The organism is Streptomyces katrae (assembly GCF_002028425.1).
Classification (GTDB): domain Bacteria; phylum Actinomycetota; class Actinomycetes; order Streptomycetales; family Streptomycetaceae; genus Streptomyces; species Streptomyces katrae_A.
Map to the genome: position 1 here is coordinate 2381746 of NZ_CP020042.1, position 25421 is coordinate 2407166.

The window sequence follows — 25421 nt, forward strand, 5'->3', positions numbered from 1 at the left end:
GCGGCCCCCGACCTACCCGCCTCATCGCTGAGGGAGCCGGATGGTCAAGGTAGGACCGTGCCGTCCTTTTGGGGGTTTCCCGGCAGTCCTTGTCTTTCCGGGGCGGGCTGTTCTGTCAAGGGTCGCCGGAGGCGATCGCGAAGCGACGCGACCGGAGGGAGCGCCCTTGACAGGGCGGCCCGAACCGGAAGGACAGTGGGACTGACGGGAAACCCCCAACCCTTCTCTGAGACCGCCCGGCCGGCGCACCCGGGGAGGCGGGTGGGCAAGCACCGCTGGGCCTCAGCCCCTCGAGGGGGAGATGGCGAGCCCGCACCGCGAGGACCCGAAACCGCGACCCCCACCCCCCCACCCCACCCCACCCCACCGCCCCAACCACCCCCCTACCCCGGCCCCGTCGACCCCCGGACCACCAGCTCCGGCTGGAACACGTACTCCGTCCGCTGGACCGGTGTCCCCGCCACCGCCTCCAGCAGCGCCCCCACCGCCGCCGTGGCCATCGCGCGCACCGGCTGGCGGACCGTCGTCAGCGGCGGGTCCGTGAAGGCGATCAGCGGGGAGTCGTCGAAGCCGACCACCGAGACGTCCTCCGGGACCCGCAGCCCCCGTTCCCGGGCGGCCCGTATGACGCCCAGCGCCATCATGTCGCTCGCGCACACCACCCCCGTGCAGCCCCGCTCCAGCAGGGCGATGCCCGCCGCGTGGCCCCCCTCGACGGTGAACAGGGTGCGCTGGACCAGCCCCTCCTCCTCGGCCCCCGGCCTCGCCGCCAGGAAGCCCTGCTCCTTGCGGGCCGACGGCACGTACCGCGTCGGCCCGATGGCCAGCCCGATCCTGCGGTGCCCCAGCTCCTCCAGGTGCCGCACGGCCATGTCCGCCGCCGCCCGGTCGTCCGGAGAGACGAACGGCGCCTGCACGTGCTCGTTGAAGCCGTTCACCATCACGAACGGAACCCCGCGCGCCGCCAGCCGCTGGTACCGCGCCGGATCCGCCGTCGCATCCGCGTGCAGACCGGACAGGAAGACGATGCCGGTGACCCCCCGCTCCTCCAGCTGCTCGACGAGCTCGTCCTCGGTCGCCCCGCCCGGCGTCTGCGTGCACAGCACGGGCGTGTACCCGTGCCCGGCCAGCGCCTGCTCGATGACCTGCGCGAACGCCGGAAAAATCGGGTTGGTCAGCTCCGGAATGAGCAGCCCCACCAGCCCGTTGCTCCGCCGCTTGAGCCGCACCGGCCGCTCGTAGCCCAGCAGGTCCATGGCGGCCAGCACCCGGTGCCGGGTGCCGGCCGCCACGCCCGCCTTGCCGTTGAGCACACGGCTGACGGTCGCCTCGCTGACCTGGGCCTGCGAGGCGATGTCCGTCAGCCGCAACGGGGAACTCACCCCTGCCACCACACAGCGGTGTCAGCGGGAAGGACGTCGGGGTCGCCAACGGCACCGCTCGCGAGCAGAACAGCACCCGCCGCCGGTATCCGCACGTCCTCCCCCGTCGTATTGACGGTGCACACGAACGCCCCCCGCCGGAAGGCCAGCACGCCCTCGGGCGCCTCCAGCCACTCCACCGCGTCCCCGGCCCCCAGATCCGCATGCTCCCGCCGGATCCGCAGCGCCGCACGGTAGAGCTCCAGCGTCGACCCCGCGTCCCCGGTCTGCGCCTCCACGCTCAGCCCGGCCCACTCCGCGGGCTGCGGCAGCCAGCTGCCCCCCGCCCCGAACCCGTACGGGGCGGTGTCCCCCGACCACGGGATCGGCACCCGGCAGCCGTCGCGCAGCCCGTCCTGGCCGTTCGCCTTGAAGAACGAGGGGTCCTGGCGCACCTCGTCCGGCAGGTCGACGACCTCCGGCAGCCCCAGCTCCTCCCCCTGGTACACGTACGCCGACCCGGGCAGCGCCAGCATCAGCAGTGCGGCCGCCCGCGCCCGCGCCAGGCTCCCGAACCGCGTCCGGTGGCGGACCACGTCGTGGTTGGACAGCACCCAGGTGGTCGGCGCGCCCACGGGCCGCATGGCGTCCAGCGACTCGTCCACGGCGGCCCGCAACGCAGCCGCGTCCCAACCGGTCGTCAGATAGTGGAAGTTGAACGCCTGGTGCAGCTCGTCCCGCCGCACGTACAAAGCAGTACGGGCCACACTCGGCGCCCACGCCTCGGCGACCCCGATCCGCTCGCCGGCGTACTCGTCCAGCACCTTCCGCCAGGACCGGTAGATCTCGTGGACCCCGTCCTGGTCGAAGAAGGGCAGCACCTGGTTGCCCAGCAGCTTCAGCTGCTCGTCACGCCCCAGGTCGGGCAGCCCGGCCGCCTTCACCAGCCCATGCGCGACATCGATCCGGAACCCGTCCACCCCCAGGTCCAGCCAGAACCGCAGCACGGACCGGAACTCGTCCTGCACGGCCGGGTGTTCCCAGTTGAAGTCGGGCTGCTCGGGAGCGAACAGATGGAGGTACCACTCCCCGTCCTCGACCCGCGTCCACGCGGGGCCGCCGAAGATCGACTCCCAGTCGTTCGGCGGCTCCTCTCCCGCCTCGCCCTTCCCCGGGCGGAAGTGGAAGCGCTCGCGCAGCGGGGTCCCCGGACCTTCCCGCAGCGCCTGCTTGAACCATTCGTGCTGGTCGGAGCAGTGGTTGGGAACGAGGTCCACGATGATCCGCAGGTCCAGCGCGTGCGCTTCGCGGATGACGGCGTCGGCGTCGTGCAGGGTGCCGAACATGGGGTCGATGGCCCGGTAGTCGGCGACGTCGTAGCCGGCGTCGGCCTGCGGGGAGGCGTAGAAGGGGCTCAGCCAGACGGCGTCGACGCCCAGCTCCTTGAGGTAGGGCAGTCTGCCGCGGATGCCCTCGAGGTCCCCCATGCCGTCCCCGTTGGAGTCGGCGAAGCTGCGCGGATAGACCTGGTAGATCACCGCGTCTCTCCACCAGCCGGACCGGGTCCCGGTCGGGGTGGGGAGGGCGTCGGCGAGGTGCTGGGTCATGGTGTCCTTGGAGAGGTCGGGCCGGTGGAACACAGGAACGGGCGCCGGGTGGTCACCCCTTGGTGGCGCCCGCCGTCATGCCGGCGACGAGGTGACGCTGGGCGAACAGGAAGAAGACGGCCGCGGGGATGGCGATGAGGACGGAAGCCGCGCTCATCGCACCCCAGTTGGAGGTGTACTGGGTGACGAAGGTCTGCAGGCCGCCCGCGAGGGTGAGGTTCTCCTCGCCGACCATGAAGGCCGACGCGTACGCGACCTCGCCCCACGCGGTGATGAAGGCGTAGAAGCCGGTGACGGCGAGGCCGGGCCTGGCGAGCGGGAGGATCAGGCGCCAGAAGGTGCCGAAGGGGTTGAGCCCGTCGACCCGGCCGGATTCGTCGATCTCGACCGGGATGGAGTCGAAGAAGCCCTTCATCATCCAGGCGCAGAAGGGCACGGCGATGGTGAGGTACGTGATGATCAGGCCGAGCGGCTGGTTGAGCAGCCCGAGGTCGCCCATCAGGTTGTAGAGCGGGACGATGAGGATGGCCATCGGGAACATCTGCGTGATGAGCAGGGTCCACATGAGCGGCTTCATGCCGGGGAACTTGAAGCGGCTGACGGCGTACCCGGTCGTGGCGGCGATGAACACGCCCAGAACCGTCGTGACTCCCGCGACCAGCACGGAGTTCCAGAACCAGCTCAGGAAGTGGCTGGACTCCAGCAGGTTCGCGTAGTTGTCGAACGTCGGTTCCTTCACGAAGTCCGTGCTGATGGCGTACTTCGCGGGCTTCAGCGAGGTCAGCAGGATCCAGAGCACCGGGAAGACGGCGATGACGGAGGCGACGAGGAGCGTGGCGTGCAGCCCGAAGGAGGCGAGCGGCGACCGCGCACCACGCGGCCGGACGGCCTTCGAACGGGACGCGGAGCCGGACTCCGCAACGGACTCGGAAGCGGACACGGTCACCACACCTCTCCCTGCTTGCGCAGCGAGCGCCGGTAGACCAGCGCGAAGATCATGAGCAGGCCGAGGATCAGCACGCCCCAGGTCGCGGAGCCGGCGAAGTCGCGCGGGCTGGCGACGAAGGCCTGGCGGAAGGCCTGGGTCACGAGGATCTCGGTGGAGTCGCCGGGGCCGCCCCGCGTGAGCAGGAAGATCACCGGGAACATGTTGAAGGTCCAGATGGTGGAGAGCAGGATCACCGTCATGCTGACCGCCCGCAGCCCGGGCAGCGTGATGTGCCGGAACCGCTGCCACGGTCCGGCGCCGTCCATCTCGGCGGCCTCGTACAGCTCCGCGGGGATCGACTGGAGCCCGCCGAGCAGGGCGACCATCATGAAGGGCACGCCGAGCCAGACGTTGACGGCGATGACGGCGACCTTGGCCCAGGTGGGGTCGTCCAGCCACGGCACGGCCGAGATCCCCCCACCGTCGAGGATCTTGTTGAGGATGCCGTTGTCCCGGTTGAAGAGGAACCGCCAGGCGAAGACGGAGACGAAGCCGGGCACGGCCCAGGGCAGGATGAGGGCCATCCGGTAGGCGGAGCGGCCGCGGAACTGCCGGTTGAGGATCGTGGCCAGGGTGAGGCCGAGGGCGAAGGTGACGGAGACGCAGGCGACGGTCCACACCACCGTCCACACCAGCCGCTGCCAGAAGACGGGGTCGCCGAGGACCGCGGCGTAGTTGTCGAACCCGACGAACTCGTACGTGGCCTCGATGTGGCGGACGCCGATCGTCCGGGCGACGTTGCGCTCGCTGGCGTTGGTCAGCGACAGGTACACGCCGCGGACGAGCGGCCAGCCGACGATGACGCCGAGGACGAGGACGACCGGGGCGACCATGGCCCAGGCGTACCAGTGCGTGGCGAGGGCCCGGCGGAAGCCGCCGCGGGGGCTCCCGGCGGCGGCCCCGGCGCTCTTGGCCGTGGTACGGCCGGGGCCGGGGCCCCGGCCGGCGAGGGTCGTCTCGCCGGCCGCGGCCCCGGTCACCGACCGGCTGGTGTCAGCAGCCATCGTCCGTACTACTTCCAGCCCTTGAGGATCTTGCGGAACTCGACGCCGGCCGCCTTGGCCGCGTCCTCGGGGCTCGACGCCCCGGTGACGGCCTTGGTGTACTCGACCTTCAGCGGCTCGAAGAGGGAGCCGTTCTCCGGGATCCAGGCGCGCTGGACGGACTGGTCGACGGCCGGCTTGAAGAACTGGACCATCTCGCTGTTCTTGACGTCCGGCTGCTCGTAGGCGGCGGTGCGCGTCGGCAGCAGGCTCAGCTCCTTGGCGGACTGGACCTGGACCTCCTGGGAGGTCATGTACTCGACGAAGGCGTGCGCGGCGGCGGTGTTCTTCGAGCCGGCGTAGACGGCGAGGTCGTGGCCGCCCTGCGGGGCGCCGGCCTTGACGGAGCCGGCCGGGACGGTGGCGACGCCGAGGTTGGACTTGTCCTTGAACTGCTCGCCGGCGTAGCTGTCCTCGACCGCCCAGGGGCCGTTGATCATCATGGCGACCTCCCCGGACTTGAAGGCGGTCTGCATGTTGGTCCAGCCGTCGGTGGCGTTGGTGACCGCCGCGCCGGAGGCGACCAGGTCGCGGGCGGCCTTGAAGGCCTTGACGCCGGCCGGGCCGTCGACGGTGACGGTCTTGTTCTTCGCGTCGACGAGGTCACCGCCCTCGCCGTAGATGAACGGCAGGAACCAGTAGGAGTCGTCGCCGCGCAGGTAGAGGCCGGTCTTGCCGGTCTTGGCCTTGATCGCGGCGGCCGCGGTCTTCAGCTCCTCCAGGGTCTTGGGGGGCTGGACGCCGGCGTCGGCGAGCATCTTCTTGTTGTAGAAGAGGCCGAGGGTGTCGATGACCTGCGGGACGGCGTAGGTCTTGCCGTCGAACTTGCCGCTGGCGGCGGCCTGCGGGAGGAACTCGGCGTCGACCTTCTTGACCTGGTCGGCGGGGACCTCGTCGAGGTAGCCGAGGGAGGCGAAGTCGGCGACCCAGCCGACGTCGGCGCGGATCACGTCGGGGGCGTCGGCGCCGCTGCTGAAGGCGTTCTTGACCTTGTTCTGGGCGTCGCCGTAGGGCACGTTGACGTACTTGACGGTCACCTTCGGGTGCTTCGCGGTGAAGCCTTCGGCGATCTTCTGGAAGCTCGCCTTCTCGGCCGCGTTCGAGGTGTCCCACCAGGTGACGGTGCCGGACAGCTCGCCGCCGGCGTTCGTCTCGCCACCGTCCTTGGTGTCACCGCCGCAAGCCGTCGCCGCGAGCGCCAGGGTCGCGACCAGCGCGGTGGCCGCTATGCCACGCCGCATATGAACTCCTTCGATGATCCCGGCCGCGCCCTCGCGGTCCCGAGTTGCAGGGAACGTAACAAGCCTGAAAGCCGACGGAAAGACCTTGCGGCAATTTTCTGCAAGCGGAGGGGATCGTTACATCCGTGTGTCCCGAAGGTTGCCGCAGCTTGCTGTTAGTTCGAGGCCGCTTCGATTGAGCAGGCCCGCAACCACGGGGCGCGTACGCGCGTTGACTGCGGTATGAAGCACGAGTTGACGGCCGTCCCGCTTGCAAGAGCTTCCAGCAATCCGTCCGCGAGCGGCGGCTGGTGGCGTGATGCCGTCATCTACCAGGTGTACGTCCGCTCCTTCGCCGACAGCGACGGCGACGGGATCGGCGACCTCCGCGGGGTGCGCGAGCGGCTGCCGCACCTGGCCCGGCTCGGGGTGGACGCCGTGTGGCTCACCCCCTTCTACGTCTCCCCGCAGGCGGACGGCGGCTACGACGTCGCCGACTACCGGGCGGTGGACCCGCTCTTCGGGGACCTCGCCGACGCCGACGACCTCGTACGGGCCGCGCACGCGCTGGGCCTGCGGGTGATCGTGGACGTGGTGCCGAACCACACCTCCGAGCGGCACCCCTGGTTCCAGGAGGCCCTCGCCGGCGTGCCGGGCGCCCGGGAGCGGTACCTGTTCCGGCCGGGGCGCGGGGTGGACGGCTCGCTGCCGCCGAACGACTGGGAGTCCGTCTTCGGCGGGCCCGCCTGGACCCGGGTCCCGGACGGGGACTGGTACCTGCACCTGTTCGCCCCCGAGCAGCCCGACCTCGACTGGGAGCACCCGGAAGTGGCGGAGGAGTTCGCCTCGGTCCTGCGGTTCTGGCTGGACCTCGGGGTGGACGGCTTCCGGGTGGACGTGGCCCACGGCATGGTCAAGGCCCCCGGCCTGCCGGACATCGGCCGGGGCGCGCAGGCCACGCTGATCGGCACCGAGCCGCTCCCCTTCTTCGACCAGGACGGGGTGCACGCCATCCACCGCTCCTGGCGGCGCCTGCTCGACTCGTACGGGGGCGGGCGGATCGGGGTCGCGGAGGCCTGGGCGCCGACCTCGGAGCGCCTCGCGCTGTACGTACGGCCCGACGAGCTGCACCAGGCCTTCAACTTCCGCTTCCTGAACTGCCCCTGGGACCCGGCGGCGATGCGGACGGTCATCGACGAGTCCCTGGCCGCGACCTCGGCGGTGGGGGCGCCGACGACGTGGGTGCTGTCCAACCACGACGTGGTACGCCATGTGACCCGGTACGGGGGCGGGGCGCAGGGGCTGGCCCGGGCGCGGGCGGCGGCGCTGCTGATGCTGGCGCTGCCGGGGTCGGCGTACGTCTACCAGGGCGAGGAGCTCGGCCTGCCGGAGGTCACCGACCTCCCGGCGGAGTCCCGCCGGGACCCGGCCTTCCGCCGCCGCACCACGACGGCCACGACGGCCACGACGGCCACGACGGCCACGACGGCCACGACACCCCCAACAGCCCCGGCAGCCGCAACCGCCGACGCCGACGCCGACGCCGACGGGCAGGACGGATTGCGGGACGGGTGCCGCGTGCCGCTCCCCTGGGCCGGCGACGAGGCCCCGTACGGGTTCGGGCCGGGCGGGAGCTGGCTGCCGCAGCCCGACGGGTGGGGCGGGCTCAGCGTCGCCGCGCAGACCGGCGACCCGCACTCCACGCTCGAGCTCTACCGCGCCGCCCTGGAGCTGCGCCGCGCGATGCCGGGCCTCGGCGCGGTCGAGGCGGGCCAGGGCGGACCGGACGACGAGTGGCCCGGGGCCGGTGCCGGGCCCGCCGTGTACGCCCGGGGCATGCGGTGGTGTCCGGCCCCCGAGGGCGTCCTCCTGTTCACCCGGCCCGGCTTCGCCTGCACCGTCAACACCCGTCCCACCTCCGTCGAACTGCCCTCGCCCGGCCGCCCCGTCCTGTCCAGCGCCCCCGTGGAGACCGACGGCCGCACGGTCCGTCTTCCCCCTGATTCCTGCACGTGGTGGGCTTTCTGAGCCGCCTACCGGTACAGTCCGGTCCCGTGACCGCACGGCTTGCCGACATCGCAGCCCAGGCGGGGGTCAGCGAAGCCACAGTCAGCCGCGTGCTCAACGGCAAGCCCGGTGTGGCCGCAGGCACCCGTGAATCCGTCCTGGCCGCGCTCGACGTGCTCGGCTACGAGCGGCCCGTACGGCTGCGGCAGCGCAGTGCCGGCCTGGTCGGCCTGATAACCCCCGAGCTGGACAACCCCATCTTCCCGGCGCTCGCGCAGGTCATCGGGCAGGCGCTGACCCGGCAGGGGTACACGCCCGTGCTGGCCACGCAGACGCCCGGCGGGTCCACGGAGGACGAGCTGACCGAGATGCTGGTGGACCGGGGCGTCTCCGGGATCATCTTCGTCTCCGGGCTGCACGCCGACACCACCGCCGACATGGGCCGCTACGAGCAGCTGCGCGGGCAGGGCGTCCCGTACGTCCTGATCAACGGCTTCTCCGACAAGGTGCGGGCGCCCTTCGTCTCCCCCGACGACCGGGCCGCGATGCACCTCGCGGTGACGCACCTGACGGCCCTCGGGCACAGCCGGATCGGCCTCGCGGTCGGCCCGAAGCGGTTCGTGCCGGTCCTGCGCAAGATCGAGGGCTTCCGGCTCGCCATGAAGGAACGCCTCGGGCTCGACGAGGCCGCGGCGGAGGAGCTGATCCAGCACTCCCTCTACACCCTGGAGGGTGGCCAGGCCGCCGCGGCGGCGCTCATCGGGCGGGGCTGCACGGCCGTCGTCTGTGCCAGCGACATGATGGCGCTGGGCGCGATCCGGGCCGCGCGCCAGCAGGGGCTGCGGGTGCCGCAGGACGTCTCCGTCGTCGGCTTCGACGACTCCCCGCTCATAGCGTTCACGGATCCGCCGCTGACCACCATCCGCCAGCCCGTGCAGGCGATGGGGCAGGCGGCGGTGCGGACCCTGCTGGAGGAGATCGGCGGTACGCCGGCCCCGCACAGCGAGTTCGTGTTCCTGCCGGAGCTGGTGGTGCGCGGGTCGACGGCTTCCGGCCCCGGGCAGCGGCGCGGGGCAGGGTAGCGGACCTCCGGGGCGGTGTCCTCCGCAGGGCGGAGCGCGGGCGCGGAAGACCGTCCGGAGGGATGATCGGAGGCGAGGACGCATCTGGCAGACTCTCTCCCCATGGGTGAAGCGAGCGTGAAGACACTGGAAACTCCCCCGGCCGCCGCCGGGGGCACCCCCAGCACGGACGTCTCGTCTCCCCCCGCGACCGGGAGCGAGGGCCGCCCGGGAACGGACGCCGCCCTCCTGACCCGGCTCCGCGCTCCGCGCCGGCCGCGGATCTGGTTCGAGGTCCTGCTGATCGCGGTCAGCTACTGGACGTACTCGCTGATCCGCAACGCGGTCCCGGAGCAGAAGGCCGCCGCGCTCGCGAACGCCGACTGGATCTGGAGCGTCGAGCGCAGCCTCGGCATCGCGGTGGAGCACCACGTCAACCACGCCGTGGACTCGGTGACGTGGCTGGTGGTGGGCATGAACTACTACTACGCCACGCTGCACTTCATCGTGACCATCGGCGTGCTGGTGTGGATCTACCGCTTCCATCCGGGCCGTTACGCGGCCACCCGCCTCGTCCTCTTCGCGACGACGGGCGTGGCGCTGCTCGGCTACTTCTTCTTCCCGCTCGCACCGCCCCGGCTGATGAACGGGGGGCACTTCGTCGACACCGTGCTGGTGCACCACACCTGGGGCTCGATGGCCTCGGGCAACCTCAAGCACATGTCGAACCAGTACGCGGCGATGCCGTCCATGCACATAGGGTGGTCGCTCTGGTGCGGCCTGACGATCTTCGCGGTCGCCTCGGCCCCCTGGGCCCGGATCCTGGGCCTCCTCTACCCGGCGGCGACCCTGGTCGTCATCGTCTCCACGGCGAACCACTTCTGGCTCGACGCCCTGGGCGGCATGCTCTGCCTGGCCTTCGGCTACACGGTCTCCCGCACCTGGTACGGCTCCCTCCCGCACCGCCTGCCCCGCAGCCCCCTGGAAACCTCCCCGCACCCGGCGACGGCGGCCCTGGTGAACCGCTTCCGCCGCTGACCGGAAGCGGTTCGGCCGCGGGCTACGCCCCGTAGAAGAGGTCGTCCACGACCGCGCGGGCGCGGCGGGTGGTGCGGCGGTAGTCGTCCAGCATTTCGCCGACCCTGCCCTCCGGGTAGCCGAGGTAGCGGCCCACGGCCGCCAGTTCCCGGGCGTCCGCGGGGAAGGTGTCGCCGGCGCGGCCGCGGACCAGCATGACGGCGTTGCGGACCCGGGTCGCCAGCACCCAGGCCTCGTCGAGGATCTGGGCCTCCTCGGTCGGGATCAGGCCGGCCGCGTGGGCGGCGGCCAGGGCCCGGCGGGTGCGGGTGGTGCGCAGGCCGGGTTCGGCCCAGGCGTGCCGCATCTGGAGGAGCTGGACGGTCCACTCCACGTCGCTGAGGCCGCCGCGGCCGAGTTTGGTGTGGAGGGTGGGGTCGGCGCCGCGCGGGAGGCGTTCGGCCTCCATGCGTGCCTTCAGGCGCCGGATCTCGCGTACGGCGTCCTCGCCGAGGCCTTCGGCGGGGTAGCGCAGCGGGTCGATGAGGTCGATGAAGGTGCGTCCCAGATCGGCGTCGCCCGCGACGGGCTCGGCGCGCAGCAGGGCCTGGCTCTCCCAGGTCAGGGACCAGCGCCGGTAGTAGGCGGCGTAGGAGGCCAGGGTGCGCACGAGGGGGCCGGAGCGGCCCTCGGGGCGCAGGTCGGCGTCGATGAGGAGCGGCGGATCGGCGGTGGGCAGCTGGAGGAGCCTGCGCATTTCGGCGATGACGGTCTGGGCGGCCTTGGCGGCCTCCTGCTCGTCGACGCCCTCGCGGGGGTCGTGGACGAAGAGGACGTCGGCGTCGGAGCCGTAGCCGAGCTCGTGTCCCCCGAAGCGGCCGACGCCGATGACGGCGAAGCGGGTGGGAAGGGTCTCGCCCCAGTGGTCGCGGACGGCGGCCCGCAGGGCTCCGGCGATGGTGGCGGCGGTGAGTTCGGAGACGGCGTCGCCGACCCGGTCGACGAGGGCGCCGCAGTCCTTCTCGGCGGGGTTCTCCTCGGTGCCGTAGGAGGCGATGATGTCGGCGGCGGCGGTGCGGAAGAGCTCGCGGCGGCGGACCCCGCGGGCGGCGGCGACGGCGGCTTCCCCGCTGTCGGCGCGCCCGACGGCGGCGAGGACCTCCTGTTCGAGGGCCTCGGGCGTACGGGGCTGGAGGCCTTCGGGGTCGCCGAGGAGGGCGACGGCCTCGGGGGCGCGCATGAGGAGGTCGGGGGCGAGGCGGCCGGCGGACAGGACGCGGGCCAGGTTCTCGGCGGCGGCTCCCTCGTCGCGGAGCAGGCGCAGGTACCAGGGGGTCTTGCCGAGGGCGTCGGAGACCTTGCGGAAGCCCAGGAGTCCGGCGTCCGGGTCTGCGGAGTCGGCGAACCAGCCGAGGAGGACGGGCAGCAGGGTACGCTGGATGGCGGCCTTGCGGCTGACGCCGGAGGCGAGGGCTTCGAGGTGGCGCAGGGCGGAGGCCGGGTCGGCGTAGCCGAGGGCTTCGAGGCGCTGGCCGGCGGCGGCCGGGGAGAGCCGGGTCTCGCCGGGGGCGAGCTGGGCGACGGCGTCGAGGAGGGGCCGGTAGAAGAGCTTCTCGTGGAGGCGGCGGACGACGGAGGCGTGCCGGCGCCAGGCCTTGTTGAGTTCGGCGACGGGTTCGGTGCGCAGGCCCATGGATCGGCCGAGGCGGCGCAGGTCTGCCTCGTCCTCGGGGACGAGGTGGGTGCGGCGGAGCCGGTACAGCTGGATGCGGTGTTCCATGGTGCGCAGGAAGCGGTACGCGTCGTGGAGCTGGGCGGCGTCGGCGCGGCCGACGTAGCCTCCGGCGGCGAGGGCGTGGAGGGCGTCGAGGGTGGTGCCGGAGCGCAGGGTGGTGTCGCTGCGGCCGTGGACGAGCTGGAGGAGCTGGACGGCGAACTCGACGTCGCGCAGGCCTCCGGGGCCGAGTTTGAGTTCGCGGTCGATCTGGGAGGCGGGGATGTTGTCGACGACGCGGCGGCGCATCTTCTGGACGTCGGCGACGAAGTTCTCGCGTTCGGCGGCCTGCCAGACCAGGGGCGTTATGGCGTCGATGTACTGGGCGCCGAGTTCGGGGTCGCCGGCGACGGCGCGGGCCTTGAGGAGGGCCTGGAACTCCCAGGTCTTGGCCCAGCGCTGGTAGTAGGCCAGGTGGGAGGCGAGGGTGCGGACGAGGGGGCCGTTGCGGCCCTCGGGGCGGAGGTTGGCGTCGACGGGCCAGATGGTGCCCTCGACGGTGGTCTCGGAGCAGATCCGCATGAGGTGGGAGGCGAGGCGGGTGGCGGCCTGGATGCCCTTGCCCTCGTCGGTGCCGGGCACCGCCTCGCCGACGAAGATCACGTCGACGTCGGAGACGTAGTTGAGCTCGTTGCCGCCGCACTTGCCCATGGCGATGACGGCGAGGCGGCAGGCCTCGGCGTCCTGGGGGGCGGCGGCGGAGGCGATGCGCAGGGCGGCGCGGAGGGTGGCGGTGGCCAGGTCGGCGAGTTCGGCGGCGGTCTGGGCCACGTCTATGGTCGCGCAGACGTCGCGGGCGGCGATGGAGAGCAGGCAGCGGCGGTAGGCGACGCGCAGGGCGACGGGGTCGTGGGCGTCGGCGAGGCCCTGTTCGAACTCGGGGAGGCCCGGGTGCAGGTCGGCGGCTTCGTAGGTGACGAGGGCCTGCCAGTCGCGGGGGTGGCGGGCGAGGTGGTCGGCGAGGGCTTCGGAGGCCCCGAGTACGCCGAGGAGGCGGTCGCGCAGGGGTTTGGCGGCCACCAGGGTGTCGAGGAGGAGGCGCAGGTCATCGGGGGTCTGGGCTTCGGCGAGGCGGACGAGGCCGAGGAGCGCGAGGTCGGGGTCGGCGGTGGCGCCGAGGGCGTCGAGGAGCACCGGGTCGGCGCGCACGGCGGCCAGCGCGTCGGCGTCGAGGAGCCGGGACGCGGCGGTGGGGTCGGTGAATCCGCTCCGCAGCAGCCGGATGAAGGTACTGCTCCTGCGCCCCGGGACTGTCATCCCGCCGCCTCCCGAGTCTGTCGCTTCCGGTGGTCCGGTGTGTCCGTCGCCGGTCCGGTGTGTGTCGGTCGCCTGGTCCGGTCTGTCCGTCGCCGGTCGTGGTCTGGTCCTGTCCGGGAGCGAGCCTAGCCGGAGCAGGCGTTCGACTCACCGGGTGTCGTGGCCGATATCATGAGGCGGATTATCGGAATATCTGCTTACTTTTAGCTCTCCAGATCTGTGCGTCAGGGGCCCGGTCCCCGCCCGACCGGCCGCGAGGAGCCCCATGTCCCACGGACCCCCGTCCTCGCGCCCTGCCGCCGCGCCCGCTCCCCAGCCCGCCCCGAGCGCGCCTGGGGCGGCCCCCGAGGCCCCCGCGACCGTACGGCCCGACGGTGACGCGTCCGCCCGCCCCGGCCGCGGGGCGGCCGCAGGCCCCGACCGTCACGCGGCTGTCCAGCCCGACCCCGGCGCGGCCACGCGGCCCGGCCGTGACGCGGCCATCCCCCACCAGCGCGACGCGGTCACCCGGCACGGACACCACCACGTCGGGCACCCCCGCGCACGCGCGGTCGTCCAGACCATCGCCCTCCTCGCCGCCACCGCCGCCGGCGGCATGCTCATCCTGCGCGGCAACGAGGCCCTCACCGGCCTCGACGCGCCCGCCGGCCCCGGTTCCAGGCCCCCGGCCGCCGCCGTCCCGGACGCCCCGGACCCCGGCCGGGTGCTCCAGATCGTCGCCCACCCCGACGACGACCTGTACTTCATGAACCCCGACCTGGGGTACTCCATAACCGCCGGCCACCCGGTGACCACCGTCTACCTCACCTCCGGCGAGGCCGACGGCGTCAACGCCGGCGCCGGCAAGGAGGCCTCCACCCCCGCCAACAAGCCGGCCTACGCCGAGGCCCGGCAGAACGGCATCCGCGCCGCCTACGCCAAGATGGCCACCGGCGACCGCAGCAGCGCCTGGAAGCGCAGCGTCGTCCCGACCAAGGGCGGCGGCCACGCCGAGATCGACGTCCTCGTCGCCCGGCCCCAGATCAACCTCGTCTGGCTGCAGCTGCGCGAGGCGGGCAACGTCTACCAGGACGTGCCCGACAGCCTCCACGGCCTGTGGGACGGCAAGGTGCCCCGCCTGGAGTCGGTGCTCGCTTCCGGCAGCCCCGTCCGGCACGGGTTCACGTACACCAAGGACCAGGTCGTCCAGACGATCGTGGGCATCCTTGAGCGGTACCGGCCCACCACCATCCGCACCCAGGACCCCACCCCCGGCCGCTTCCACGACGCCGCCAAGCGGTACACCGACCACCAGGACCACTTCTACGGCGCCCGGTTCGTGCAGCTGGCCACCGCCCTGTACGCGGAGGGGTTCAAGGAACGGCCGCACTTCGCCGTCCAGAACTACGTCGGCTACTTCAACGGCTCCCTGCCCCGCGCCCTCGACCCCGGCGAGGCCAAGGAGAAGCTGGACATCCTGGACACCTACGCCTGGCTGGACCGGCAGAACCACTGCGGCAGCGAGGCCGGCTGCGGGGACCTCAAGGTCGCCGAGCACCCCTCCGGCAACGGCTGGGCCCAGTCCATCAACTACGCCCGCGGCACCGGCACCAACTGGCTGACCTCGGATGCCGAGCACGGCCTGTGGGCCTTCAAGGTCCTCGACGGCCAGGTCGCCGTGTGGCACCGCAGCGGGCTCATAGGCCGCTGGAGCGGCCCCCGGCTCCTCCCCGGAACCGGGATGGACCAGGGCATATCCACCGTCACCCTGAAGGACGGCCGGATAGCCGCCTTCGGCACCCGCACCTCCTTCGGCGACAAGCCCGCCGACTACCGGCGCGAGGTCGTCTACGCCGTCCAGCAGGCCCCCGGATCGGAGGAGTTCGGCCCCTGGCAGTCCCTCGGCACCCCCGAGGCCTCCGACGCCGACTGGACCTCCGACATCAGCGCGCCCGCCGTGTCCGTCGACGGCACCGGCGCCCTCGCCGTCTACGTCCGCGACGGCGCCTCCACCCTGCGCGGCCGCGTCCAGCGCCCGGACGGCGCGTGGGGCCCGTGGGAGGCCCACGGCGGCTCCGACCTGCACGGCACCCCGGTCACCGGAACCGACGGCGCCGGGCGGCGGATGGTCTTCGCCGCCACCACCAAGTCGGTGACCGGCTGGCTCCAGCCCGGCCCCGGCGCCCCCCTCGGCCCCGCCACCCCCACCGGGCTCCCCGAGACCACCCTGCCCCTCACCGCCGAGGGCCGCGAGGGCGGCGTGCGGATCTGGTTCCGCAAGCCCGGCTCCGGCAACGTCCGCACCGCCCTGATGACGGACGCGGAAGGCCTGAAGGCGACCGGCCTCACCGACCTCGGCGGGCTCCAGGGCTTCGGCTCGGTGACGGCCAGCGGACACCTCCTCGCCGGCCGCTCGGCGGGCGGGCTGCTCGGCGCGGACGTCGGCGAGGGCCGGCCCTGGGAGCGCTCACCGCTGATGTTCGAGGGCGCCCCGTCCAGCACGATGACCGGCAAGAACCTGGTCAGCCTGGCGGTGGTGGGCCTCGACGCACGGCTGTACGTCACCTCGTCGGCGGACGAACCCGACGCCTACCTCGCCCCCTGGCAGCCGGTGGGCCCGCGCAACACCACCCCGTAACGCCGTCCCGTCCCGGATCACCCCCACCCCGGGGCATACACCGCACACCGGCTGGACAGACACCATCCGTGCCGGATCACCCCCAAACCCCCACCCCGGGCGCCCACTTGCCCGCGGCAGGACCGGACGGCGTCCACGATCCGGGCACGGGTCCGCCCCGGGGCCGCGGGCGGTGCATCATCACACCCGGCCGTCTTCGGAGAACACGCGTCACCGGCGAAATCGATGAACCGGTCCGTGAACCAACTTCCCCGTTTTCGCCTCTCAGTGACTGCACAGCGGTTCTTCCCGTCCGGAACGACATCGAGGCGTGACCCATGCCCGTATCCCGCCGCCGCTTCCTCCTCGCGGCCGTCGTGCCCATGCTCACCCTGGGCGCCTCCGGCGTGCTCTCCGTAGCCTCCGGCCAGCAGACGGCGGCCGAGGCCACCCAGGGGAAGGACCCCGCCGCGCTCCTCCCCGCCAGCACCACGTCCGGCACCGTCGTCCAGATCGTCGCGCACCCCGACGACGACCTGTTCTTCATGAACCCCGACCTCAGCCGCTCCCTGCTCGCCGGGCTCACCGTCACCACCGCCTACCTCACCTCCGGCGAGGCCGACGGCCGCAACGAGGCCAACGGCGGCCAGGCCAAGGACCCGAAGCAGCCCGCCGACCGCGCCCGCTACGCGGAGGCCCGGCAGAACGGCATACGCTCCGCCTACGCCCAGATGGCCACCGGAGACCGCACCAGCGCCTGGAAGCGGACCGTCATACCCACCGCCGGCGGCGGCCAGGCCGAGCTCGACGTCCTCGTCGCCCGGCCCCAGGTCAACCTGGTCTGGCTCCAGCTGCGCGAGGCCCGCAACCCGGCCGCCGAGAACCCCGACAGCCTGCGCGGCCTGTGGAACGGCGAGATACCGGCGCTGGGCTCCCAGCTCACCACCGGCACCCCGGTCAAGCAGCCGTTCTCGTACACCAAGGACCAGCTCGTCCAGTCCATATCCGGCATCCTGGAGCGCTACCGCCCGACGACGATACGGATGCAGGACCCGACCCCGAACCGCTACCCGGACACCGGCAAGTACACCGACCACCAGGACCACATGTACGGCGCCCGCTTCGTGCAGGCCGCCACCGCCGCGTACGCCGAACGGGTCGCCGACCGGCCGCGGTTCTCGGTGCAGAACTACCTCGGCTACCACAACGGCAGCCTCCCCCACGCCCTGGACCCGCAGACCGCCGAGACGAAGACCGGCTTCCTCAGGACGTACGCCTGGCAGGACCACGCCGACTACTGCGGCTCCCCCGACGGCTGCGGCGACCGCAAGGTGGCCGGCAGCCCCACCGGCCGCAACTGGGCCCAGTCCCTGCGCTACGCCCGCGCCGACAACTCCTCCTGGCTCACGGAGGGCACCCCGGGCCGGCTCTGGGCCTTCGCCGCCCTCGACGGCCGGATGGCCGTCTGGAACCGCGACCGCTCCGGCACCTGGAGCGGCCCCGCCCTGCTCCCCGGCCCCGGCATCGACTCCGGAGCCACCACCGCCCGCCTCCCCGACGGCCGCGTCGCGGTCCTGGCCACCCGCACGGTCATCGGCACCAGGGCCGCCGACTACCGGCGCGAGGTGGTGTACGCCGTCCAGAGCACCCCCGACGGCCCGTTCGGCCCCTGGCAGTCCCTCGGCACCCCCGAACCGGGCGACGAACCCGGCACCTCCGCCATCAGCGCCCCGGCCGCCGCCGTCGACCGGGCGGGCCGCCTGACCGTCTACGTGCGCGACACCGGGCGCACCCTGCGGGCCCGCGTCCAGCAGCCCTCGGGGGCCTTCACCGACTGGCAGAAACTGGGCGGCGAAGACCTCCAGAGCGACCCGGTGGCCCTCGTGGACTCCGCGGGCCGCCGCCACGTCTACGCCACCACCACCAAGTCCGTCCTGGCCTGGGCCCAGCCCGCCCCCGATGCCCCGCTCGCCGGCCCCTACCCCACCGGCCTCCCCGCCACCACGGTTCCCCTCACGGCGGCCCGCGAGGGCGCGGGCGTGCGCCTCTACTTCCGCCGCCCCGACTCGGGCGTGGTCCGCAGCGCCCTGGTCACCGCCGGCCCGGGCGCCCCGCAGGTCTCCAGCGTCTCGGAATCCGGCGGCCGCGCGGGCTACGGCGCGGTCGCCGCGGCGGGCCGCCTCCTGACGGGCCGCGCCGAAACGGGCACGGTCTCCACGACCACCCTGGGCGGCCCCCCTGCCTGGACGGAGTCCCGCATGCTCTTCACGGGCGCCCCCTCAGCGGCCCTCGACGCCACGGGCACCCCCACCACAGCCGCCCTGGGCCTGGACGCCCACCTCCACACCGCCACCCCCCACCCCACCACCCCCACCTGGCACCCGGCCGTCGCACCAGCCCCGGCCACCTGATCCCCCCAACGACAGCGGCCCCGCCCGGACTCCCCGGGACGGGGCCACTCACGCCGTTCCGGCCCTACAGGACCGGCAGGTTCTTGCGGAGTTCGAAGGCGGTGACCTCCGAGCGGTATTCCTCCCACTCCTGCTTCTTGTTGCGCAGGGTCATATCCGCCTCAACCCGCCAGCCGGACCCGACCATTCTCAGCTCGACCTGTCAGGTGCTCCTAGACGGGCGCTCGGGTCAGGTGCCCGCCGCCACGGCCGTCAGCCAGACGTTCCAGTCGCTCTCGTAGTCCAGCGAGGTGAGGAAGGAACGTGCGGCGGTCCAGTCTCCGGCGCGGTAGTGGCCGAGCACCGTGGCGACATCGGCCGGGTGCCTCTCGATCATGTAACGGGCGGCCAGATAGCCCCAGTTGTAGGTGCGGTTGACGTCGCTGTTGGCGTAGGTGGTGTCGAACAGCGTGCGCAGGGAGTACGTGTGCTTACCGGCCTCGGCCACCGCGCTGGCGTAGGTGGTGCCGCGGTAGGAATACGAGATGTACTCCGCGATGCCCTCACCCCACCACACGGTGGGGGTGGTCTGGCTGGCGCTGAAGTCGCCGTACAGGTCGAAGCGGCCGTCGAGGTAGTGCGTGTACTCGTGGTTGAGGTTCCAGATCTGCCAGCCGGGGCTCACATCCGTGCGCTCGTAACACACGAACCGCGGCTGGTTGCCCGTCTGGGAGGGGTCTCCCTCCAGGTACATCCCGCCGTTGTTGGTGTCAATGCCGTAGATCCTCCCCGCGTAGGCCTTGTAGTCGGCGCTCGAGTTGAAGACATCGACCTCCAGGGTGGTGTTGTAGTCGTTCGCGACCGGCCCCGAGTCGTTGACCACTCCGTGGAAATAGGCGTCCTGGTTGGCCAGGCTCGTGCAGGTCGTCGTCAGTTGATCGGCGGTCATCTCCTGGGCGCGGATCCGCAGCGTGGGGCTGCAGTTGTGGACGATCGGCAGGATGCGCGATTCCAGCTTGCCGCCGGTGGTCCCAGTCGAGCCGGGAGCGCCTTTGGCATTGCCGTGGGCGGGGCGCTGGCCCGGGTCCGCGAAGACGTGGTCCGGCTTGGGTTCGGCCTTTGAGGCCTGGGAGGCCTGGGCGGGAGAGGCTGCGACGGCGGCTATGAACAGGGCGGTGGCGACGGCCATGGCGCGCAAGATTCACTCCTGGGGACGGGGAGCAGTGGGGGCCCTCGGACGGGCCGCGCTGTAAAATGGCACATGTCACATGCTCTTTTCAATGTTTTTGACAGGGACACATCGAATTTCTTTCGCCGTTCCGGCGCAACGCATGCGCCCAGCAGTCGAAGCCCCGTCAGCCTCGGCGAATGACCCAGGACCTCACCGGCGTTGGCACTCGAGGCAGATGTGCCGCAGCGGGGGAAGCGTCGGCCCAGGGCCCGCGGCCGCCTGCGGGCACGCCGGGTGAGTGGGCCGCGCGCTGGAGGAGGCGGCTGCCCTACGAAGCCGCGCTCGCGCTCGCCTGCTCCAGTGACGAGGGGATGCTGCGCGAAGCGCGCGCGGCCTTCGACCGCTGGGGAGCGGCGCGATACGCCCGGCGGAACGGCGTGACGGCGGGCCTCCACCCGTCGACGGGGCGGCCCGCGTGGAGTTCCAGGGGCCCGTGTGCGTGGTGCGGGTGGTATGAGCGGCCTTGATGCTGCGGCGGAGTGAGGGTTTGACCAGGTCGCGGAGTTCCGCGGGGGCGGCCGTGCGCCAGGCGAGGAGCTCGCTCGGGTCCAGGCGGCTGCGGGCGAGGGCGATGAGATCTACCGGGCCGCCGGTCCGGCGGCTGACGGCCCACGGACGGCCCAGGAGGGGCAACACGACTCCGGGCCGGCGGCTGAGTGCCGTCGGCCCGGGGGTCCGTGATGCCGGAGTACCGGCGCTGAACTGCGGTTACAGCACTGGGAGGTTCTTGCGGAGTTCGAAGGCCGTGACCTCCGAGCGGTACTCCTCCCACTCCTGCTTCTTGTTGCGGAGGAAGAAGTCGAAGACGTGTTCGCCGAGGGTTTCGGCGACCAGTTCGCTGCGTTCCATCAGGGAGATGGCCTCGCCGAGGTTCTGCGGGAGGGGTTCGATGCCCATCGCGCGGCGTTCCGCGTCGGAGAGGGCCCAGACGTCGTCGTCGGCGCCCGCCGGGAGTTCGTAGCCCTCCTCGATGCCCTTGAGGCCCGCCGCCAGGAGGACGGCGTACGTGAGGTAGGGGTTGGCGCCCGAGTCGATCGAGCGGACCTCGACCCGGGAGGAACCGGTCTTGCCCGGCTTGTACATCGGGACGCGGATCAGGGCCGAGCGGTTGTTGTGGCCCCAGCAGATGTACGAGGGGGCCTCGCCGCCCGAGCCGGCGGTGCGGGAGGAGCCGCCCCAGATGCGCTTGTAGGAGTTGACCCACTGGTTGGTGACCGCCGCCGTCTCCGCGGCGTGGCGCAGGAGGCCCGCGATGAAGGAGCGGCCGACCTTCGAGAGCTGGTACTCGGCGCCCGACTCGTAGAAGGCGTTGCGGTCGCCCTCGAAGAGGGAGAGGTGGGTGTGCATGCCGGAGCCGGGGTACTCCGAGAAGGGCTTCGGCATGAACGTCGCCTGGACGCCCTGTTCGAGGGCGACCTGCTTCATGACCAGGCGGAACGTCATGATGTTGTCGGCCGTGGAGAGGGCGTCGGCGTAGCGGAGGTCGATCTCCTGCTGGCCCGGGGCGCCCTCGTGGTGGCTGAACTCGACCGAGATGCCCATCGATTCGAGCATGGTGATCGCCTGGCGGCGGAAGTCCATGCCGACGTTCTGCGGGGTATGGTCGAAATAGCCGGAATTGTCCGCCGGGACCGGGCGGGTGCCGTCCAGCGGCTTGTCCTTCAGCAGGAAGAACTCGATCTCCGGGTGGGTGTAGAAGGTGAAGCCCAGGTCGGAGGTCTTGGCGAGGATGCGCTTGAGGACGTAGCGCGGGTCCGCGAAGGACGGGGAACCGTCCGGCATCAGGATGTCGCAGAACATCCGGGCGGTCCCGGGGGCCTCGGCGCGCCACGGCAGTATCTGGAACGTGCCCGGGTCCGGCTTGGCGATCATGTCGGACTCGTAGACGCGGGCGAAGCCCTCGATCGCGGAGCCGTCGAAGCCGATGCCCTCGTCGAAGGCCTGCTCCAGCTCGGCGGGGGCGACCGCGACGGACTTCAGGAAGCCCAGCACGTCGGTGAACCACAGGCGCACGAAGCGGATGTCGCGCTCCTCGAGCGTCCGGAGGACGAATTCCTGCTGCTTGTCCATGCCTTCATCCTCGCAGTTCAGACGATCTGTGCACCACCGACCCGGAGGACCGGCGGCACAGCCGGGGCCCGTCCAGTATCCCTAGTGGTGGTTTCCGCCACATTACGCACCCCCCAAGGCCGATGACACCCCCGCTCTGACCTCGGGCCCGTCATGAGCATTACCATCTGCGGCCATGGGGGGCTGGGAGCACACGCGGAGCGGGCGTCACGGGCGTCCCGCCCGTCGCCGCGCCCTCCTGCTGCTGCTCGCCCTGGGCGTGGCGGCCGGGATGGGGTTCCTGTGCGTGCGGGGCGGGGCTGCCGCGCGGGGCGCCGCGGGCCCGGAAGGGCCCGTACGGGTGTACGTCGCACACGGCGCGCACGGCCCCTCCGGGGAGCGGGCCGCCTGCGTGTCCCCCTACGAGCCGCCCGGCTGCTCCCCCCTCTCCCACGTGACCCCCGCCGTGCTGCCGGCCCCGCCGCCCGCCCTCCCCGCGGCGCGGCCCGGCCCGGCGCCCCGCGCCCTCGCGGCGGCCACGGGCCCGGTACGGCCGCCGGGGACCCTCGCGCGCGCCCCCGACCTGTACGCCCTGCAAGTGCTGCGGACCTGACGGTTGCGGCGCCGTACACGAGACCACCGGCACCACCCCCACACCCCCCTCAGCAGAAGGAACCAGGGCACATGGCCAGCAGGACGTCCGACAATAACTCCCGCCAGAACCGCATAGCCGAGATGCGCCGCGCCGAGAAGGCGCGCGACCGGCGCAACAAGATCATCGCGATCAGCATCTCCACGGCGGTCGTCGCCGGCCTCATCGGCTTCGGCTCGTGGGTGATCATCGAGCAGAAGCAGAAGGACAAGGACGCGGTCGCGGCCCGCAAGGCGCCGGTCGACGGCGAGAAGACCTGGGACGCGAAGAAGCTCGGCCGCAACCACGTCGAGACCCCGGTCAAGTACGAGATGAACCCGCCGGTCGGCGGCGACCACAACCCCCGCTGGATGAACTGCGACGGCGACGTCTACAAGAACCCGATCCCCGAGGTGAACGCCGTGCACTCGCTGGAGCACGGCGCGGTCTGGGTCACGTACAACGAGAAGGCCGCCAAGGCGGACGTCGACGCGCTGGCCGGGAAGGTCGGCAAGACCCCCTACACCCTGATGAGCCCCGACAAGGAGCAGGCGGGCACGATCATGCTCAGCGCCTGGGGCAAGCAGCTGACCGTGGACAAGGCGGACGACCCCCGGGTGGCGCAGTTCTTCACCAAGTACGTGCAGGGCCCGCAGACCCCCGAGCCGGGCGCGGCCTGCACCAACGGGCTGGGCGAGAAGTGACCCGCAGCCGTACGAACCGTACGTACTGGGCGGCGGGCGCGGCGGTGGTGCTGGCCGCGCTGTTCGCGGCGGGGGCCACCTTCGCCACGGCGGACGGCTCGGGCTCCGGGGACGCGGGCGGCTCCGCCGCCCCGGGCACGCCGGCCCTGTACTCCCCCGACGCGGGGTTCGCGCGGGACATGGCGGTGCACCACCAGCAGGCGGTGGAGATGTCCTTCATCGTGCGCGACCGTACCCAGGACGAGCCGGTCCGCGGGCTGGCGTACGACATCGCCAACACGCAGGCCAACCAGCGGGGCATGCTGCTCGGCTGGCTGGACCTGTGGGGGCTGCCGAAGGTGGTGGCCGACGAGCCGCCGATGTCGTGGATGGAGATGGGGTCCATGGGGTCCATGGACCACTCGGCGGGGCACGGGGGGCAGGCCACGAAGCCGGGCGCGCTCATGCCCGGGATGGCCACCAAGGAGGAGCTCGACCGGCTGCGCGGCAGCAGCGGCCGGGACGCCGAGGTGCTCTACCTCCAGCTGATGACCGAGCACCACAAGGGCGGCGTCGCCATGGCCCAGGGCTGCGCCAAGCAGTGCCGGACCCCGGCGGAACGGGCGCTGGCCCAGGGGATGGTCGAAGCGCAGCAGTCGGAGATGAAGCTGATGGCGGACATGCTCAAGGAGCGGGGGGCCGCGCCGCGGTCGTGAGGGGGCGGCCCGGCGGGAGCGGGGCCGTCGCGTGGCGGACCGCCCGTGCCAGCTGGTGCGGGCGGTCCAGCATGACCAGGTGGCCGGCCGGCTCGGCCACCTCGAAGCGGGCGCCGAGCCGGTCCGCGAGGGCCGCCTGCCGGGCGAGCCAGCGCCGGTCGGCCCGGCCGTGGCCGCCGCCGTGCGCGACAAGGACGGTGGCGGGGGCCGGCAGGGGGTGGCGGGCCCGCAGGGCGAGGAGTTCGGCGGCGGTGTCCGGGTAGCGGGAGTTCTCCAGGAGGATGCCCTGCCAGACCCGGCCGGTGCGGTAGCAGCGGCGTACGAGGTCCCGCGCGGCCGGGTCGGCGGCCCGGCTCCCCGCACGGGAGGCCCGTACGGCGGCCCGCCGGGCGGCCGGTCCCAGTGCCGCGGGGAGCCCGGCGGCGGTGAGGGCACGGCCCAGGGCGCGGGCGGCGCCGGTGCGCAGCGCGGTCGGCAGGAGCGTACGGGGGGCCTCCTCGACGCTGGAGTCGACCAGGACCAGGGCGGCGGTGCGCTCGGGGTGGAGGCGGGCGAAGGCTTCGGCGTGGAACCCGGCGAGGGAGTGTCCGACGACGGTGACGGGCTCGGTGACGCCGAGCGCGTCCAGCAGGCCGGCGATGCGGCGGGCCTCGCCGGCGGCGGTCGGCGGGGCGGTGGCCGGGGCGCTGAGGCCGTGGCCGGGGCGGTCGAAGCGGATGACGGTCCGTCCGGCGGCCACGAGCAGCGCGGCGGCCTCGTCCCAGTCGAACCAGGCCATGGCGAGCCCGGCGCTGAGCACGACGGGCGGGCCCTCACGGCCCTCGCCCTCGACGAGGGTGTGCAGGGCGGTTCCGTCCACCCGGACGAAGCGGCCCGGAACGTGCGGCGGGGTCATGTGCGGCGCTCCTGGTGGACGGAGTACGCCAGGAGGCCGAGCCAGAGCGCGACGAGCAGGACCTGGAGCCGCTGCCCGGCGCCCAGGGCCCAGGTGCCGTGCCCGGCGGTGAACAGGGAGATGGCGGTCAGGGTCCAGGCGGTGGCGAGCAGTTCCAGGACGACGAGGGCGGGGCCGTAGCGGGCGAGGGGGGCGAGCCGGCCGTAGCGGCGGGCGGCGACGGTGAGGGCCACGGTCCCGACGAGGGCGCCGGTCATGGCGAGGCTGCTGCTGATGGCGTGGGCCTGGTGGGTGGCCGGGACCAGGCCGGCGGTCTCGCGGGCGGCGCACTCGGGGTCGGCGGTGGGCCGGCAGCTGAGCGGCAGCCAGGCGTCGGCGGCGGTGGCCGCGCCGAAGAGGGTGACTCCGGCCCAGCCGGCGACCGTCCAGGGGCGGCGGGCCGCGGGGTCCTGGGCGGGGCGGAGGAGTCGGACGAGGGCGAGGAGCCCGCCGAGGAGGACGAGCAGGCCCGCGGTGAAGTCGGTGGCCCGGAAGAGGCCGCCGAGGGGCTGGTCCTGGGCGGCGAGCTCGCTGACGTACGTCTCGATGGGGTTGAGGCCGGTGGAGAGGACGACTTCGAGCACCCAGGCGGTGTAGGCGGCCGCGCCGAGGCCGATGAGGCCGACGACGGACCCGGTACCGGGGGCGCTGCCGCGGTGGACGTCGGTGTCGGGGGCGGGGGCGGCTGGTGTACCCATGGGTGAATGATCCTCAGCAGATCGGGCATTGACGCGCGGCGCCCCGCGCGGCGGCGCTGCCGGGGATCGCCGGGGGCCGTCCGGCGCAGTCCCTCACCATGCAGAACGAGGCCGCGGGCCGCCGCGTTCCCCGTCGACCCGCGCAGAATCCGACAGAC

Annotated in this window: 17 protein-coding genes and 2 pseudogenes; 8 read left to right on the plus strand and 11 right to left on the minus strand. The window is 72.7% G+C overall.

From position 1 onward, the window contains the following. Positions 1-383: 383 nt before the first annotated feature. Genes B4U46_RS10830 through B4U46_RS10850 form a run of 5 tightly spaced genes read right to left on the minus strand, consistent with a single transcriptional unit; the run spans position 384 to position 6240 of the window. Positions 384-1391, minus strand: coding sequence for a LacI family DNA-binding transcriptional regulator (locus B4U46_RS10830; RefSeq protein ID WP_237292792.1), 1008 nt, complete (start codon positions 1389-1391; stop codon positions 384-386). After that, entirely contained in the window at positions 1379-2968 is a 1590-nt protein-coding gene (locus tag B4U46_RS10835) for a glycoside hydrolase family 13 protein (RefSeq protein WP_079431685.1), read from the minus strand. Before B4U46_RS10835 ends, B4U46_RS10830 begins: the two co-directional genes overlap by 13 nt. A gap of 52 nt (positions 2969-3020) precedes the next feature. Then, complete coding sequence (locus B4U46_RS10840; RefSeq protein WP_398898410.1) at positions 3021-3908, minus strand: sugar ABC transporter permease; 888 nt, start codon at positions 3906-3908, stop codon at positions 3021-3023. A 2-nt stretch (positions 3909-3910) separates the two neighbouring features. Continuing rightward, positions 3911-4960, minus strand: coding sequence for a carbohydrate ABC transporter permease (locus B4U46_RS10845; RefSeq protein WP_079426414.1), 1050 nt, complete (start codon positions 4958-4960; stop codon positions 3911-3913). An 8-nt stretch (positions 4961-4968) separates the two neighbouring features. Next, positions 4969-6240 carry an extracellular solute-binding protein gene (locus B4U46_RS10850; RefSeq protein ID WP_079426416.1) on the minus strand — a complete coding sequence of 424 codons (1272 nt, stop codon included), beginning with the start codon at positions 6238-6240 and terminating at the stop codon, positions 4969-4971. Between the two features lie 222 nt (positions 6241-6462). Here B4U46_RS10850 and B4U46_RS10855 point away from each other — a divergent pair, with 222 nt between their 5' ends. From B4U46_RS10855 to B4U46_RS10865, 3 genes are all read left to right on the plus strand, one after another. Further along, positions 6463-8247 (plus strand): glycoside hydrolase family 13 protein, encoded by a 1785-nt coding sequence (locus B4U46_RS10855; RefSeq protein ID WP_079426418.1) that lies wholly within the window; start codon positions 6463-6465, stop codon positions 8245-8247. A gap of 26 nt (positions 8248-8273) precedes the next feature. Next, the gene (locus B4U46_RS10860; protein ID WP_100863751.1) at positions 8274-9308 is read left to right on the plus strand and encodes a LacI family DNA-binding transcriptional regulator; all 1035 of its coding nucleotides are present in this window, start codon (positions 8274-8276) and stop codon (positions 9306-9308) included. 102 nt (positions 9309-9410) lie between these two features. Further along, positions 9411-10325 (plus strand): phosphatase PAP2 family protein, encoded by a 915-nt coding sequence (locus tag B4U46_RS10865; protein WP_079426422.1) that lies wholly within the window; start codon positions 9411-9413, stop codon positions 10323-10325. A gap of 22 nt (positions 10326-10347) precedes the next feature. On the opposite strand, the gene B4U46_RS10870 is transcribed toward B4U46_RS10865, so the two are convergent. After that, positions 10348-13335: a bifunctional [glutamine synthetase] adenylyltransferase/[glutamine synthetase]-adenylyl-L-tyrosine phosphorylase gene (locus B4U46_RS10870; protein WP_079426424.1), complete on the minus strand. Its 2988-nt coding sequence runs from the start codon at positions 13333-13335 to the stop codon at positions 10348-10350. A gap of 265 nt (positions 13336-13600) precedes the next feature. Here B4U46_RS10870 and B4U46_RS10875 point away from each other — a divergent pair, with 265 nt between their 5' ends. Both B4U46_RS10875 and B4U46_RS39800 read left to right on the plus strand, forming a co-directional pair. Then, a complete protein-coding gene (locus B4U46_RS10875; RefSeq protein ID WP_107438249.1) occupies positions 13601-15952 on the plus strand; it encodes a PIG-L family deacetylase in 2352 nt (783 codons plus the stop codon). Positions 15953-16269: 317 nt separating this feature from the next. Next, positions 16270-18342, plus strand: coding sequence for a PIG-L family deacetylase (locus B4U46_RS39800; protein WP_079426425.1), 2073 nt, complete (start codon positions 16270-16272; stop codon positions 18340-18342). A gap of 64 nt (positions 18343-18406) precedes the next feature. On the opposite strand, the pseudogene B4U46_RS10885 reads toward B4U46_RS39800, so the two are convergent. The 3 genes and pseudogenes from B4U46_RS10885 to B4U46_RS10895 form a co-directional block, all read right to left on the minus strand. After that, a pseudogene (locus tag B4U46_RS10885) lies at positions 18407-18499 on the minus strand (glutamine synthetase); the annotation flags it as partial. A 78-nt stretch (positions 18500-18577) separates the two neighbouring features. Then, positions 18578-19339, minus strand: a pseudogene (locus tag B4U46_RS10890) (collagenase); the annotation flags it as partial. A 921-nt stretch (positions 19340-20260) separates the two neighbouring features. Then, a complete protein-coding gene (locus tag B4U46_RS10895; protein ID WP_007263785.1) occupies positions 20261-21622 on the minus strand; it encodes a glutamine synthetase family protein in 1362 nt (453 codons plus the stop codon). A 175-nt stretch (positions 21623-21797) separates the two neighbouring features. Here B4U46_RS10895 and B4U46_RS36430 point away from each other — a divergent pair, with 175 nt between their 5' ends. The 3 genes from B4U46_RS36430 (at position 21798) to B4U46_RS10910 (ending at position 23631) form a co-directional block, all read left to right on the plus strand. Further along, a complete protein-coding gene (locus B4U46_RS36430) occupies positions 21798-22214 on the plus strand; it encodes a hypothetical protein (RefSeq protein WP_107438250.1) in 417 nt (138 codons plus the stop codon). A 71-nt stretch (positions 22215-22285) separates the two neighbouring features. Further along, complete coding sequence (locus tag B4U46_RS10905) at positions 22286-22936, plus strand: DUF3105 domain-containing protein (RefSeq protein ID WP_079426428.1); 651 nt, start codon at positions 22286-22288, stop codon at positions 22934-22936. Beyond that, positions 22933-23631 carry a DUF305 domain-containing protein gene (locus tag B4U46_RS10910; RefSeq protein ID WP_079426429.1) on the plus strand — a complete coding sequence of 233 codons (699 nt, stop codon included), beginning with the start codon at positions 22933-22935 and terminating at the stop codon, positions 23629-23631. The genes B4U46_RS10905 and B4U46_RS10910 overlap by 4 nt, the downstream gene beginning before the upstream one ends. Here the strand turns inward: B4U46_RS10910 and B4U46_RS10915 are convergent. Beyond that, positions 23600-24526 carry an alpha/beta fold hydrolase gene (locus B4U46_RS10915; protein WP_079426431.1) on the minus strand — a complete coding sequence of 309 codons (927 nt, stop codon included), beginning with the start codon at positions 24524-24526 and terminating at the stop codon, positions 23600-23602. The two genes, B4U46_RS10910 and B4U46_RS10915, sit on opposite strands and share 32 nt — an antisense overlap. Next, positions 24523-25263 carry a DUF998 domain-containing protein gene (locus tag B4U46_RS10920; RefSeq protein ID WP_237292799.1) on the minus strand — a complete coding sequence of 247 codons (741 nt, stop codon included), beginning with the start codon at positions 25261-25263 and terminating at the stop codon, positions 24523-24525. Before B4U46_RS10920 ends, B4U46_RS10915 begins: the two co-directional genes overlap by 4 nt. Positions 25264-25421: the final 158 nt, after the last annotated feature.

Bases quoted from the DNA above. Each gene is read 5' to 3' on its own strand.
- B4U46_RS10835 (WP_079431685.1), bottom strand. From the start codon at position 2,968: ATGACCCAGCACCTCGCCGACGCCCTCCCCACCCCGACCGGGACCCGG.
- B4U46_RS10845 (WP_079426414.1), bottom strand. From the start codon at position 4,960: ATGGCTGCTGACACCAGCCGGTCGGTGACCGGGGCCGCGGCCGGCGAG.
- B4U46_RS10850 (WP_079426416.1), bottom strand. From the start codon at position 6,240: ATGCGGCGTGGCATAGCGGCCACCGCGCTGGTCGCGACCCTGGCGCTC.
- B4U46_RS10855 (WP_079426418.1), top strand. From the start codon at position 6,463: ATGAAGCACGAGTTGACGGCCGTCCCGCTTGCAAGAGCTTCCAGCAAT.
- B4U46_RS10865 (WP_079426422.1), top strand. From the start codon at position 9,411: ATGGGTGAAGCGAGCGTGAAGACACTGGAAACTCCCCCGGCCGCCGCC.
- B4U46_RS10870 (WP_079426424.1), bottom strand. From the start codon at position 13,335: ATGACAGTCCCGGGGCGCAGGAGCAGTACCTTCATCCGGCTGCTGCGG.
- B4U46_RS10875 (WP_107438249.1), top strand. From the start codon at position 13,601: ATGTCCCACGGACCCCCGTCCTCGCGCCCTGCCGCCGCGCCCGCTCCC.
- B4U46_RS39800 (WP_079426425.1), top strand. From the start codon at position 16,270: ATGCCCGTATCCCGCCGCCGCTTCCTCCTCGCGGCCGTCGTGCCCATG.
- B4U46_RS10895 (WP_007263785.1), bottom strand. From the start codon at position 21,622: ATGGACAAGCAGCAGGAATTCGTCCTCCGGACGCTCGAGGAGCGCGAC.
- B4U46_RS36430 (WP_107438250.1), top strand. From the start codon at position 21,798: ATGGGGGGCTGGGAGCACACGCGGAGCGGGCGTCACGGGCGTCCCGCC.
- B4U46_RS10905 (WP_079426428.1), top strand. From the start codon at position 22,286: ATGGCCAGCAGGACGTCCGACAATAACTCCCGCCAGAACCGCATAGCC.
- B4U46_RS10915 (WP_079426431.1), bottom strand. From the start codon at position 24,526: ATGACCCCGCCGCACGTTCCGGGCCGCTTCGTCCGGGTGGACGGAACC.
- B4U46_RS10920 (WP_237292799.1), bottom strand. From the start codon at position 25,263: ATGGGTACACCAGCCGCCCCCGCCCCCGACACCGACGTCCACCGCGGC.